Origin of the sequence: Streptomyces sp. 6-11-2, from assembly GCF_006540305.1 — a bacterium.
Lineage (GTDB): Bacteria > Actinomycetota > Actinomycetes > Streptomycetales > Streptomycetaceae > Streptomyces.
The window spans coordinates 7,872,930-7,885,978 of record NZ_BJOR01000001.1 but is presented as its reverse complement, the minus strand read 5'-3'; the positions used below and the strand labels follow the sequence as shown (position 1 = coordinate 7,885,978).

Here is a 13,049-nt window from a genome sequence, read left to right as displayed (position 1 = left end):
GGTCCTGGAGTGGCGGTCTTGCGATACGGTACGGCTTCGCATGACGCCCCTCTGAGAGCCCGTGGACCTGATGAACAGCCGTGTTGCCCGCTTTGCGACCACAATCCTGCTGGGCGTAGCTGCACTCGCTGTGGCTGGCTGCAACCCTGATCCGACCGACCCCGAGAACGTCAATCCGATCGTCCTGGTGAACAGCACATCGAACCCAGTGCACGTCTTCTGGTGTGCAGGCGACGGGGACGACGAATGCGCGGAGCAGCACAGCCTAGGAGTCATCCCGGCGGGGGCAAACCGCAATGTGCACATCTCCTCCTACGAAGTAATGCTGCACGTCAAGACAGCGTCAGGACCAGGGGGATACATCTGCGAAGTCGACGCTTCGGGCAGTCGAATTGCTCTGAACGCGCCCTATCCCTCCATGAAAGCCGCATACGGCCACTGTCTGGACGGAGCCTCTCCTGCCACCTCGCGCCTCTGAGGTCCCGCGTGGACGTGTCCCTACCCAAGAGGGTTCACGAGTTGACATCCACCGCCGACATCAACAGCGGCGGACGACGACAGGGGTAGACGCGTGGATGGCCTAAGAGGTCGCGCAGATAGGCCCCACGGCGAGGATCGGAACTGTCAGTGGCGGCAGCGGTGGTATGTCGGAGGGCGCGGTCGGAGAACCAGAGTTCCTACAGGTCGGGAACGTGACTGTCAGAGGCCACAAGGACAACCGGGAGGCCTTCGAGGCCACTTGCTGCCGCTTGGGAAGCACGGCCGTGTCCTATAGGTTCGACACATCCCGTTGGAGGACGGGCCTGGACCTATGCGTGAGGGAGTTCGCATGGCCGCCATCCATCGCACCACAATGACGCCTACCAAGGTGGAGCTGCTCACGGGCTGGCTGCCGAAGCAGAGTTGGTACGTGGGCGACACAGGAACGCCTGAACTGGTTAAGGCTGGTGGGTTCCGTTTGGACGATCCGGAGGGCGCGGTCGGGATCGAGTTCATGGTCGTGGTGGACACCACCGCGCAGGAGCCGGTGGCGTATGTGGTGCCGATGGGTTACCGCGGTGCGGCGCTGGAGGGCATCCCCGGCGAGGCGTTGATCGGCACGTCTGAGCACGGGGTGCTCGGCACCCGGTGGATCTACGATGGCGTCCACGACCCGGTGGTGATGGCGCAGTTGCGCGCGCTCCTGCGGGGCGAGACGGTGCCGCAGCACCAGAGCAAGAGCGACACCCCTGACTTGACTGTCACCGTCCACGGAACTGCCCCTCACGACGGGCTTGACGTTCAGGTCAACCGTGTCCTGCGGTCGGCGGAGGCCGCTCAGAGGTCGTCCGTACACCTTGTCGCCGGGTGGACCTGGCCAGACGGAACGGCTGCGCGGGGGGTACTCGCGACCGTCGCGCTGCGGTAGGAGGTCGCGCGGGAGACAGTAGGCGTCGCCGCCGGCACTCCGCCAACGGCCACCTCAGCCCCAACGAATACGAACACCGACACCACACGGCTAAGCTCACGCTCGCCGCATGACATACGAATGCGTGTCCACCTTCACGGGGGAAGGCCCTCCCTCTTGTCGAAGCACTCTGAGCGCTGCGTATATCCCAGACGTCTCCCCAGCCCCTGCCTGGATCAGCACAACGGCCAACCCACGTGCCTATTAGGCGTATCAAGGCGCCGGCGGTTCCGTGCGTATCCCGTTCAAGCGGCACCGCTACTGACCGAAGCTGTCGCGCCGGCAGAAGGCCGTGAACAAGGCCCACGCCCGGAACCGCTGCCGAGGCGAACGCGCCGTCGCCACCCTCAAGGACCGGAAAATCCTGACCAGCTGCGCTGCAGCCCCTCCCGGACGACCGCAATGGTGCAGGCCGTCCTCGTTCTCCACCACGTCGAAAAGCCGACCTACCAAGGATGAGAAGCGCTCAGCCATGCCGACCGACCCTGGTGATGAGTTTTCACGCCCGCACCCGTCACACCTACGACGGGACACGGCTAGGCGGAAGGATGACGTGATGAGTGCGGACACGCGGCTGGAGGAGCTGGGTGTGAGCGGGCTGGGCGAGGTCGACGAGCCGGCGTTCTCGGGGCTGGCGGAGCGGCACCGGCGGGAGCTGCATGTGCACTGCTACCGGATGCTCGGGTCGTTCGAGGACGCCGAGGACACCGTGCAGGAAACGTTCCTCCGTGCCTGGCGGCGACGGGAGACTTTCGAGGGGCGGTCGACGTTCCGGGCCTGGCTGTACCGGATCGCCACCAACGCCTGCCTGGACCTGCTTGCCAAGTGCCGCCCGGAGCCTGCGACCGGCGGCGAGGCGCTATGGCTGCAGCCCTACCCGGACCGGCTGCTCGACGAGCTGCCCGCGGGCGACGCGGACGAGCCGGAGACCGTCGCCCTCGCGCGGGAGACGATCGAGCTGGCGTACCTGGTCGCAGTCCAGCACCTCGCGCCGCGCCCGCGGGCCGTGCTGATCCTGCGGGACGTGCTCGGCTGGCCGGCGAAGGACGTCGCGGAGCTCCTCGGGGACTCCGTCAACTCCGTGAACAGCGCGCTGCAGCGGGCCCGCGCCGGCATGCGGGAGCACCTGCCCGCCGAGCGGCAGGACTGGACCGGCGGCGAACAGGACGCCGGGACGCGCGAGCTGGTGCGCCGCTATACCGACGCCAGCGTGGCCACGGACGTCGACGGGCTCGCCGCACTGCTGCGGAACGACGTCCGGTGCTCGATGCCGCCCACGCCGGGCCTGCACGTCGGCCGCGACGCGGTGGTGAACGACTGGGTCGAGAGCGGCTTCGAGGGCATGAAGGGCCTGCGCGCCGTCCTCACCTCCGTGAATCGGCAGCCCGCCGTCGCCTTCTACCTCTGGCGGAAGCGGGAGGGCGCGTACCTGCCGCTGACGATCGACGTCCTGCGCGTCACCGGCGGGGCGATCACCGAGATCGTCACGTTCCACGACGACCAGTTCCCGCGGCTCGGGCTGCCGGAGCGCCTGCCGGCGGACGGCACGGAGTAGTCCCAGTGTGGACGCTCACGCTCCGCGGTGGCGCGCGTGTCACGGTGGTCGCGGCGGAATGGCGCGACGCGTTCGGCGTCGTCACCCGCGGGCGGGTGCAGTTGGAGCTGCGCGACGGCGAGCCTGGGCCGGTTCTCGGACGCGGCGCCGGGTTCTGGCTCCGCGGCATCGGCGTCCGCGCCCTGCAGAACCCCCGGCTGTCGCGCGGCGAGGGTGCGCATCGTCACCCGCAAGGCCAGGACCTTCACATGCCAGTCAACACACCCGTACGCCAGTTACCGAATGATGGAGGAACGGCATGAACGGCATGAATGACACCGGGGTCGTCGCAGGCCCGGCACCGGGCCAGACCAGCCATACCCACCGACTCCGCAGGCTCGTCGGCACCGGCTTCATTGCCACGCTCGCAGCGATGGTGGCCACCACCCTCGCCGCTGCGCTGGCCCAGGCCGTTGGCGTCGACTTCGAGGTCCCCGATGGTGGCGAGACGATCCCGTTGTCGGGGTTCGCCGTGGTGACCGGCTTCTTCTCGGTCGTGGGCATCGTCATGGCCGTCGCTCTTCTTCGTTGGAGCGCTCGCCCCGCCAAGCGATTCGTGTGGACGGCACTGTCGCTGACCGCGATCTCGTTGGTCCCGCCCCTCGTCTCCGGGGCAAACACCGCCACCACCACCGCCCTCCTCGGGCTACACCTCGTCCCTGCGACGGTGATGATCCCCACCCTGGCGCGGAGCCTCCGCACCCGGACCGATTGACGATCCCGCAACGGGACAACGCGCGGCGCAAGGGCGTACGCGAGTGCACCAACGTGGCCCCCTGGTACTGCCACCCTCTATTCCAGGTTCCTTTTCTTGGTCAATTCGAAAGCTGAGCCGCGTGTGCGAAGAAGCACAGGGCACATTGCGGGCTGAAGACCAAACGCCACACCCTTCTGTCGGGACGCACCCGGGCTTCGGTGGTCAGACCGACGGAGAAGTCTCCGCAGCCACAGCTGCGGCACCATTGCGGCAGCAGGCGGGGTGCGCGGCTGGCGTCTCCGCAGTCCATGACTGCGGCACCATTGCGGCGCGGCCGCTGTGAAGCAGGCCATGGGCAAGCCGGCGCGTCTCCGCAGCCTACGAGTGCGGGGCCTCCCCCTGTCGCCGACGCAAGGTCTTGCACTGCCCCTCGACAAGACCAGTGGCGCCGCGCCACCGGCAGTGCGCGGGTTCGCCCACTCCCCCGCCTCCAGTGGCAGAAGGGGCGCGACCAGGTCGCCAGTGGCAGCCGATGCCGTCGGCCCGGGTCGGCAGCGTTCGGTGGGCTCCGCCGTTCGGGCGTTGGGTCGGTCCGTGACCGGGGCTGTGTGGAAGCGGCTGTTCGGCGGCGGCCGTGCATGGTGTGGGGTTCGGTGGCGTCCACGCTGTGCGTGGCGGCGAGGACGGCGTTCACGATCCGCTCATCCGGGCCGGCCTCGTGGTGGCGATCTCGCAGGACCAGGGCAACGTTGAGGGGCGCTTCCGCAAGCAGGTGATGGCGGTGGAAGACGCCGTCGCGTTCAGGGGCTGACTGGCAGTCCGTGGCGGAGTCCGGGTGACTCCGCCACAGACTGCCGGCTGGCCCGGGTCCGTCCGGCCCCTCAGTCGAAGACGACCCGGAACCTCCGGTTCGCCAGGCTGGGGTTCTTGGCGCGGACGGCCACCACACGCGCCGCGTCGACGACGGCGGACGCCACCCCGGGAGCCTCGCCCGCTGATGCCGCCACGTGGCCCATCGGGTCCACGATGAGGCTCTGGCCCGTGCAGTTGGGGCCGGTCTGACCGCAGGCCAGGACGTAGGCGGTGTTCTCGATCGCCCGGGCGCGGACCAGCGTGGTCCAGTGGTCCTCCTTGGCCGGGCCGACCACCCAGGCGGCGGGGACGACCAGGGCCGTGGCACCCGTGTCGATCAGGAATCGCGCCATCTCCGGGAACCGGAGGTCGTAGCAGGTCATGACGCCGAAGGTGACCCCCTCCAGGGTGAAGAGCAACGGCGAGGGCGTATGGGCCTGGACGCGGTCCGACTCGCGGTACCCGAAGGCGTCGTAGAGGTGGACCTTGCGGTACACCCCGAGCAGATCGCCCTTCTGGTCCACCGCGAGGACGGTGTTGCTGGGCCGTTCTCCCTGGGCTGCCGGTGTCTCGGTCATGCCCGCCACGACGGCGATGCCGTGCCGCCTGGCCAGCGTGCCGATCGCGGTGGCGAACGGGCCGTCGATCTGCTCGGTGTGCTGGACGATGTCCGCCTCGGGGTCGGGGTTGGAGTACATGGCGTTCTCGGGCAGTACGACGAGCTGCGATCCCTGGGCGGCCGCCTGACCGATCAGGGCTGCGGCGGCCTCCAAGTTGGCGGCCTTGTCGGTGGTGGCGTTGAACTGGCCGACGGTGGTGAGCATGGTCTGTCTCCTAGCGGTGCTGGTCGAGGGCGGCGGTGAGTTCGGCGGTCTCGGCGAGGGCCGCCCCGAAGCCGGCCATGAGGGCGCCGTGCTCCATGGTGAGGACCAGCTGGTCGGCCCCATGCGTCAGCGCGAACTCCTTCTCCGCCGCGGACCAGGCGGGCAGCACCCATGGTTTGCCGGCGGCGCGGGCCGCGTCCGCCACCAGCTGGAGGTCGGAGAAGTCGTCCGCGGAGCGGGTGTAGGCGCCTCGCTCACGACGCATGGAGAGGTCGCTGGGGCCGACGAAGACACCGTCGACGGTGGGGAGCGCCAGGATGTCCTTGATCTCGTCGATGGCGCCGGCGTCCTCGATCATCGGGTACACCCGGGTCTCGCGGTCCTGCCGCGCGATCCAGTCGTCGTCGAAACCGCCGTACCGCGCGGTGCGGCCGCCGGCGAAGCTCCGGTCGCCCAGGGGCGGGAACTTGGCGAAGGCGCAGACGGTGGCGGCGTGCGCGGCGTTCTCGACGTGGGGGATGACGACCGCGGTGGCGCCGAAGTCGAGAGCCTGCTGGATCGGTCCGCGTTCCGGTCCCAGCACCTTCGCCAGCACATCGAGGTTCAGCCGTCGGAGAAACGGGATGAAGCGTTCGAGATCGGCGAGATCGAAGGAGCCGTGCTCGATGTCCAACACCGCCGCGCCGTAGCCGAGCTGGGCGACGATCTCGGCTGCGGCGAAACTCGGGCCGGACAGCCAGGCGGCGTATCTGCGGTTTTGATCAGGCACTGCGGGACTCCCTCGGAATTCTGGTATACATTGGGTATACATGACAAAGGGGCGAGATGAACGGGTCATTCGACGAAAGCCGGCCTGTGACGGCCGGTGAACGGGCCTACCAGTGGGCAAAGGAGGCGATCCTCAGCGGACGGTTCCCCGAGGGGTCGTTCCTGGAGGAGAAGGTGGTCTCCGACGAGGCGGGGGTGTCGCGGACACCAGTGCGCGAGGCCCTCCACCGGTTGGCGGCGGAGAAGTTCATCGACCTGCTCCCCCGGCGTGGCGCCCAGGTGCGGAGAGTGACGGCCGGGGAGCTTTTCGAGACCTACGAGATGCGGCAGGTCCTGGAGATCCACGGCTTCAGGATTCTCTGTGAAAAACACATCGAGATTCCGGCCGAACTCTCCGAGCATCTGGACCTGATGGAGGATCCGGACCGTTTGGCGCGGTGCCGGGCCGGGGATCGCGACGCCATCGCCGAACACGCGAAGATGGATTTCTTCTTCCACTATTCTTTTGTGAAGGCGACTGGGAACAGCGTCCTGATCGACCTCTACACGAGCCTTCAGCCGAGGCATCAGCGGATCGGGGTCAGAGCCGTGTCGGTCCGGCCCAAGCGGCTGACGGTCATCGGTCCGGAGCACCGAGCGCTGCTGGAGGCGCTGACCGTGCACGACTTCGACGCTGCCGAGCGCACACTGCGCCGCCATCTGCAGCCGGACGAGAGGGTGGTCTCGCACTTGCACTGACCCGCGGCCCCGGTGGGCGATGGCGCGTCACCTCGCCATCACCTGCCAGAGTCTGCGACGCTCGGCCTGCTCCGAGGGGTCGGGCACCGGCGCGGCCGCCACCAACCTGCGCGTGTAGTCGGTTTGCGGGCTGTTCAGCACCTCGCGGGCGGGGCCCTGCTCGACCAGTCGCCCGTGCTGCAGTACGGCGACCTCGTGGGCCAGCAGCTCGACGACGCCCAGGTCGTGGCTGATGAACAGGCAGGAGAAGCCGAGCCTGTCCTGCAGTTCCTGGAACAGCCGTAGCACGGTGGCCTGGACGGAGACGTCGAGGGCGGAGGTCGGCTCGTCGGCGATGAGCAGCTCCGGCTCGAGGGCCAGTGCGCGGGCGATACCGACCCGCTGCCGCTGGCCGCCGGAGAGCTCGTGCGGGAACCTGTCGGTCCAGCCGGTGGGCAGCTCGACCTGGTCGAGGAGGTCCAGCACACGCCTGCGGATGGCGGGGCGGTCCGCGAAGCGGTTGACGATCATTGGGGCGGCGATGGAGTCCCCGATCGACAGCCGGGGGTTCAGCGAGGATCCCGGGTCCTGGAAGACCATCGAGTATGTTCTGCGGAAGTCCCGCAGCGCCCGGCCCTTGAGGCGCGTCACCTCGGTACCGCAGATCTCCACCGAGCCGGCCGAGGCCCGCGCCAGGCCGACGATCGCCCGGCCGATGGTGGATTTGCCCGAGCCTGACTCCCCCACGAGGCCGAGGACTCTGCCCTTTTCGATGGCGAGGCTCACGCCGTGCACGGCCTTGAAGCCCTTGCGGCCCAGCCGTCCGGGATATTCAACTTCCAGGTCGGTGACCCGGAGCGTCGCCGCCCCACCAGGGCCGGTGGCGGTGCCGGCCGGGGTCGGTTCCGTTCGCCCGCCGGCCTGCCGTCGCGGCACCGCGGCGAGCAGTTTGCGCGTGTACTCGTGCTGCGGATCGGAGAAGAGCCGGGCGACCGGGGCCTCTTCGACGACCTCGCCCCGCCGCATGACCACCACCCGGTCGGCGAGGTCGGCGACAACCCCCATGTCATGGGTGATGATGACGACCGCCGAATTGAGGTCCTTCTGCAGGCGGCGGAGGAGTTCGAGGATCTCCGCCTGCACCGTGACGTCGAGTGCCGTGGTCGGCTCGTCGGCGATGATGACCTCCGGCGAGCCGGAGACGGCCATGGCGATCATTGCGCGCTGGCGCTGCCCGCCGGAGAGCTGGTGCGGGTAGCTGTCGATGCGGCGCTCCGGCTCGGGGATGCCGACCGTCGTCAGCAACTCCAGCGTCCGCGTCCGGGCCTCGGCGGCCGGCAAGGGCTCGTGGCACTGGATCGCCTCGATGATCTGCTCGCCGATGGTGTAGACGGGGTTGAGTGCCGTCATCGGCTCCTGGAAGATCATCGCGATCCGCTTGCCCCGGATGGCCCGCAGGGCCTCGGCATCGAGATCGAGCAGTTCGGTGCCGTCGAACTGGATGCTGCCGCGGCGCCGGGATTCCGGCCCCAGCAGACCGAGCACGGACATCGAGCTGACGGACTTGCCGGAACCCGACTCCCCGACCAGCGCGACCACCTCGCCCTTGGCCACGGAGAAGCTGACGTGCTTGACGGCGGGTGTCCAGGCACCGGCGATCCGGAAGTCCACCGAGAGCCCCTCGACCGAGAGGATCGGGTCGGAAGAAGTCGTACCGGTTGTCATGGCGTCTCCTCAGACGGTCACACAGGACGGAGCAGGGGGCTACTTGGCCGAGGTGTTCCGGGCGTACTCCTGCAGGTAGGCGGAGCAGAACCCGATCACCCGCTCGATCCAGATCTCGCCGGTCTTCGCGCTGCCCAGGCTCACGTCGCCGGTGCACCCGGTCGGGCTGACCTCGGAGAAGTCCCACAGGACGGTGCCGCGGACGTCATAGCCGGGGATTGCCGCCTCGTTGTAGCTGGTCGGTGTCCAGCCGTCGGCGGACTCCAGGCCGCCGGCGACGGCGAGGTCGCTCTGCACCTGGTCGGGGAAGAGCGCGAGCATCGCGGAGTGCTCGGGCTCCGCCCCGTGGCCGTACGCCGTCGCCGGGTCCTCGTACACGTCCCGCATGAGCGCATAGCCCAGTTGCCAGGGGTAGAGATGCCCGATCAGGACCCCGAAGTCGCGCCGCGCGTCAAGGCTCGCACCAGTGACCGGCCCGACGTTGCCGCCGTTGTTGTCGATGATGACGATGCGTCGGAAGCCGGACTGGACCAGCGCCTCGATGAGTTCGTAGGTGACCGTGCGCAGCGTCGCCTGGCTCAGCGACAGGTTGCCGGGGTAACCGCGGAAGGTGCCGGAGTGCCCGTAGTGGAGCGCAGGTGCGACATAGCAGTTGTTGTCCTTGGCCAGCCGGTCGGCCACCCACTCGGCGACGATGGAGTCCTCGTGGACCGGCAGGTGCGGCCCGTGCTGCTCGACCGCGCCTATGGGCAGCAGGATGATCGGGTCCTGTTCGGCCAGTTGCTTCACCTGGGTCCAGGAGAGTTCGCCGAGCCGGTGGGTGGTGGGGAGAGCCGCGGTCATGTGATTCCTTTCGATATGGGTGCCGCCGTCGGGGAGCCCGTGTGGTCAGGAACTCCTGCCGCGACGGCGCGGGTCGAGCAGGTCGCGCATGCCGTCGCCGAAGACGTTGAGCGCGAGGACGACGACGATGATCAGTGCGGAGGGGTAGACCAGCAGGGTGGGCTGGACCTCGAGGAAGTCGCGTCCGGAGCCGACCATCGTGCCCAGGGACGGCAGTGGCGGCTGCGCCCCGAGGCCGAGGAAGCTGAGGCCGGCCTCCATTTGGATGGCGAAGCTCACCGAGAGGCTGAGCTGCACGATCACGGGGGCGGCGACATTCGGCAGAATCGTCCGGAGGGCGATGACGGCCGGTCGCGTGCCCATGATCTCCGAGGCCTCGACGTATTCCACGTGCCTGATCGCGAGCACTTGGCTGTAGACGATCCTGGTGAACCGGGGGATGTAGAGCACGCCGATCACCAGTACCACGTTGACCAGCGCCGGGCCGAGCACCGCCACCACCGCGATCGCCAGCACGATCGGCGGGAAGCTGAGCAGGATGTCGATGCCGCGCATGATGACGACCGAGATCCGGCGGCCGGCGTATCCGGCCACCAGCCCCAGCGCCACGCCCAGCACCGCGGCCACCAAAACGGCCGACAGTGCCACTTCCAGGGAGGTGCGGAGACCGATGAGCAGTCGGGAGAGGACGTCGCGGCCGAAGTCGTCGATGCCCAGGACCCCGCCCGAGGAGAGTGGTTTGCCGACGATGTCGCGGTAGTCGTGCGGGGCGATCAGCGGTGCGAAGACGGCGAGGAGAGCGACCAGCAGCAGCAAGGCGCCCGCCACGGAGGTCCTGCGGTTCGCCACCATCCTTCTGAGAAAGGATTTCTGGCCGCTACCGCCGCTCGTTGGTGCATCTGGCGGGGCCTGCACCAGGGGTTGCGGAACAGTGGTCATGATCAGTTGTCCTCCGCCCGGGGGTCGAGGGCCCTGACCACCAGGTCTCCGACCAGGTTGACCAGGATGACGATGGTCGCGACGGCCAGCACCACGGCCTGTATGACGGGGTAGTCGCGCTGTCCCACGGCGGCCATCAGCAGCGAACTCATGCCGGGCCAGCCGAAGATGGTCTCCACCAGGACGGTGCTGCCGATGAGCGTGGTCAGCTCGACCGTGGTCGCGGAGACCACGGGCAGCATGGCGGTGCGCAGGGCGTGGCGGTTGATCACACGCCGTTCGACCAGCCCTTTGGAGCGCGCGGTGCGGACGTAGTCCGCAGTGAGCGTCTCGAGCATGGCCGCCCTGGTCATTCTGGTGATCACGGCGCACGACGCCGCGGTCAGCGTGATCACCGGCAGGATCAGCGTCTGCAGATGCGTGAGGGGGTCCTCCAGCGGCGAGGTGAAGCGGCGCGGCGGCAGGATGGGGAGGAGGAACGCGAAGACAAGCAGCAGCAGCGTGCCGACAACGAAGACAGGGAGGGAGATCCCGAAGATCGACCCTGCGACCAGCGCGTGGTCCGCCGGCCGGTCGGCACGGGTGGCGGCCAGCCGGCCGAGGACGATGCCGAGCACCAGCGAGACGGCCAGGGCGATGAGGACCAGTTCGAGGGAGTTGCCGATCCGGGACGGCAGATCCTGCATCACCTCCCGGCCGCTGATCAGGGAGGTGCCCAGGTCGCCCTGGAAGAGTCGCCCCCAGAACCCGAGGAACTGCTTCATGAAGGGCTCGTCGAGGTGCATCGCCTGCCGTGTCTGGGCAACCTGCTCCTCCGTGGCGGAATCGCCGAGGGCGGCCCTGGCGGGATCGCCGGGTATGAGCCGGACCAGGAAGAAAACGATGCTGCCGACAACGAACAACTGCACGGCCGCCTGGGCGAACCGTCTGAACAGGAAACGCCTCACGCTGCCTTCTCCATCCAGGTCCGACGGAGGGCCACGGCGGTCCACGCACCTTTCGGCGGGTGTTGGTAGCCCTTGACGTAGTGGTAGTGGGCCTCGCCCTGCTCACGGCGGACGGTGTAGGTCATCGGGACCAGCTCCAGCGCCCGCCGCTCCGTTTCCAGGTAGATCTCGTCCCGCAGGCCGGGGTCGGCCGTCTGCCGCCCCTGGGCGAGGAGTTCGTCGATCCGGTCGTCCTGGAAGTCGAGGTTCATCGCGAAGGCGCCGGTGCCGCCGATGAAGTCGGCGAGGGAGGCGGGATCGCCGAACTTCGGTGCCGTCCCCCACGAGTGGACCGGGAATGTCTTGGCGGCCACGCTGGCTCGGAAGGTCAGCCACTCCTGCTGGGTGAGTTCCACCTTCAGGCCGGCCGCGCGCAGCCCGGGCAGCATGGCCTGCGCCGGCCGAGCGATCACGGAGTACGAGCTGGTGGTGACGACCGGCAGCGCGAGCCCCTCGTGCCCTGCCTGCTTGAGCAGGAACCTCGCCTGCTCCGGGTCGTAGGGCATCGTGCCGTCGAGTTGCCGTGCATAGCGGGCGAAGGAGTCGGACATGAGCGCCCCGTCCATGGCCTGTCCGTGCCCCAGTAGCGCGGTATCGAGGACTGACGGCCGGTTGATCGAGAGGGCGATCGCCTTACGGACTCGTACGTCGTTGAAGGGCGGCTTGCTGGTCACGAACCCGACGAAGCCGAAGCCGAAGGTCCGGTCGGAGGCGAACTGCAACCGGGGGTTGCGCGTGATGACACCGACGTGAGTGGCCGGCACGTAGTCGATCATGTCTACGGTGGCCGTGCGCAGTGCTGTCACCCGGGCGTAGTCGTCGCCCATGGGCTGGAAGACGATCCCGTTGAGATACGGCAGTTCGGGCTCGAAGTAGTGCTCGAACCGGACAAAGGTGGTGCTCACGCCCGGGATGCGCTCCACGAACCGGAACGGGCCGGTGCCCATCATCTGGGTCTTGGTGTTGGCGCCGGACTCGATCCACCGCTTCGAGACGACGTTGGACGTCGGTGCCGCCAGGGCGAACGGGAAAGCCACGTCGGGCTGCCTCAGGCGGAACACCACCGTGGTGGCGTCGGCCGCCTCGACGGATTCCACCGCATCGAGCAGCTGACCGGAGGTAGCCGCGGTCTCCTTGTCCATCATCCGGCGGAAGGAGAAGACCACGTCCTCGGCGGTCATCGCCGACCCGTCGTGGAAGGCCACCTTCGGCCGCAGCCTGACCTTGTACGTCAGCCGGTCGGCCCAGCCGAACTCGGACGCGAGGTCGGCGACGATCTCCCCGGCGCCGTCGAACTGGACCAGGCCGTTGTAGACGAGCTGCCGCAGGTAGTCGGAGGCGCTGCCGGTAGAGACATGCGGATCCAGGTTGGCCGGGTCGGTGGAGAGCCCGAAGTGGAGCACCCCGCCCCGGCTCGGACCGCCGGCCCCCGGCCGGACGGCCTCCATGGATTTGGGCAGAGTCGCCGGATTGCCGCAGGCGGCCAAGGTGGCGGCCCCCAACGCGGCGGCGCCTCCCATGAGGAAGCTCCGCCTGTTCATCACTCCCATGACATCTCCACCCGCCAGGCCCAGAAACGGGCCGTTCCGAACGAGGATTCACCGCGTATGGCGCATGTATACACGGGGTCCACGTGACGGTCAACGGGTTGCACCGC

14 protein-coding genes and 1 pseudogene are annotated in these 13,049 nt (G+C 68.5%); 8 read left to right on the top strand and 7 right to left on the bottom strand.

Annotation, left to right across the window (positions count from 1 at the left end; all coding sequences use genetic code 11):
• Window positions 1-61: 61 nt before the first annotated feature.
• The 7 genes and pseudogenes from TNCT6_RS35580 to TNCT6_RS40250 all read left to right on the top strand — a co-directional run bounded on the left by TNCT6_RS35580 (window position 62) and on the right by TNCT6_RS40250 (window position 4,549).
• Window positions 62-478: a hypothetical protein gene (locus TNCT6_RS35580; RefSeq protein WP_141365725.1), complete on the top strand. Its 417-nt coding sequence runs from the start codon at window positions 62-64 to the stop codon at window positions 476-478.
• Window positions 479-829: 351 nt separating this feature from the next.
• Window positions 830-1,408 carry a 1,4-alpha-glucan branching protein gene (locus TNCT6_RS35575; protein WP_141365722.1) on the top strand — a complete coding sequence of 193 codons (579 nt, stop codon included), beginning with the start codon at window positions 830-832 and terminating at the stop codon, window positions 1,406-1,408.
• 250 nt (window positions 1,409-1,658) lie between these two features.
• A pseudogene (locus TNCT6_RS35570) lies at window positions 1,659-1,906 on the top strand (transposase family protein); the annotation flags it as partial.
• Window positions 1,907-2,003: 97 nt separating this feature from the next.
• Entirely contained in the window at window positions 2,004-3,002 is a 999-nt protein-coding gene (locus TNCT6_RS35565; protein WP_141365719.1) for an RNA polymerase subunit sigma-70, read from the top strand.
• Window positions 3,003-3,007: 5 nt separating this feature from the next.
• Window positions 3,008-3,304, top strand: a complete 297-nt coding sequence (locus TNCT6_RS40260) for a hypothetical protein (RefSeq protein ID WP_172633156.1) — start codon at window positions 3,008-3,010, stop codon at window positions 3,302-3,304.
• A gap of 5 nt (window positions 3,305-3,309) precedes the next feature.
• Window positions 3,310-3,756 carry a DUF6069 family protein gene (locus TNCT6_RS40255; RefSeq protein WP_216372833.1) on the top strand — a complete coding sequence of 149 codons (447 nt, stop codon included), beginning with the start codon at window positions 3,310-3,312 and terminating at the stop codon, window positions 3,754-3,756.
• A 649-nt stretch (window positions 3,757-4,405) separates the two neighbouring features.
• Window positions 4,406-4,549 (top strand): hypothetical protein, encoded by a 144-nt coding sequence (locus TNCT6_RS40250; RefSeq protein ID WP_172633154.1) that lies wholly within the window; start codon window positions 4,406-4,408, stop codon window positions 4,547-4,549.
• Between the two features lie 70 nt (window positions 4,550-4,619).
• Here TNCT6_RS40250 and TNCT6_RS35555 read toward each other — a convergent pair whose 3' ends face one another.
• Complete coding sequence (locus TNCT6_RS35555) at window positions 4,620-5,414, bottom strand: carbon-nitrogen hydrolase family protein (RefSeq protein ID WP_141365717.1); 795 nt, start codon at window positions 5,412-5,414, stop codon at window positions 4,620-4,622.
• Between the two features lie 10 nt (window positions 5,415-5,424).
• A complete protein-coding gene (locus TNCT6_RS35550) occupies window positions 5,425-6,183 on the bottom strand; it encodes an HpcH/HpaI aldolase/citrate lyase family protein (RefSeq protein ID WP_253266357.1) in 759 nt (252 codons plus the stop codon).
• 56 nt (window positions 6,184-6,239) lie between these two features.
• Between TNCT6_RS35550 and TNCT6_RS35545 the strand changes: the two genes are divergently transcribed.
• On the top strand, window positions 6,240-6,920 hold the full coding sequence (locus TNCT6_RS35545) for a GntR family transcriptional regulator (RefSeq protein ID WP_141365713.1): 681 nt from the start codon (window positions 6,240-6,242) through the stop codon (window positions 6,918-6,920).
• Between the two features lie 27 nt (window positions 6,921-6,947).
• Here the strand turns inward: TNCT6_RS35545 and TNCT6_RS35540 are convergent, their stop codons facing one another.
• From TNCT6_RS35540 to TNCT6_RS35520, 5 genes are read right to left on the bottom strand one after another with little or no spacing between them, the layout of a single operon-like run.
• On the bottom strand, window positions 6,948-8,624 hold the full coding sequence (locus TNCT6_RS35540; RefSeq protein WP_141365710.1) for an ABC transporter ATP-binding protein: 1,677 nt from the start codon (window positions 8,622-8,624) through the stop codon (window positions 6,948-6,950).
• Window positions 8,625-8,663: 39 nt separating this feature from the next.
• Window positions 8,664-9,467, bottom strand: a complete 804-nt coding sequence (locus TNCT6_RS35535; RefSeq protein ID WP_141365708.1) for a creatininase family protein — start codon at window positions 9,465-9,467, stop codon at window positions 8,664-8,666.
• A 45-nt stretch (window positions 9,468-9,512) separates the two neighbouring features.
• Entirely contained in the window at window positions 9,513-10,406 is an 894-nt protein-coding gene (locus TNCT6_RS35530) for an ABC transporter permease (protein WP_141365706.1), read from the bottom strand.
• 2 nt (window positions 10,407-10,408) lie between these two features.
• Window positions 10,409-11,353: an ABC transporter permease gene (locus TNCT6_RS35525; RefSeq protein ID WP_141365703.1), complete on the bottom strand. Its 945-nt coding sequence runs from the start codon at window positions 11,351-11,353 to the stop codon at window positions 10,409-10,411.
• Window positions 11,350-12,933 carry an ABC transporter substrate-binding protein gene (locus tag TNCT6_RS35520; protein WP_253266355.1) on the bottom strand — a complete coding sequence of 528 codons (1,584 nt, stop codon included), beginning with the start codon at window positions 12,931-12,933 and terminating at the stop codon, window positions 11,350-11,352. Before TNCT6_RS35520 ends, TNCT6_RS35525 begins: the two co-directional genes overlap by 4 nt.
• Window positions 12,934-13,049: the final 116 nt, after the last annotated feature.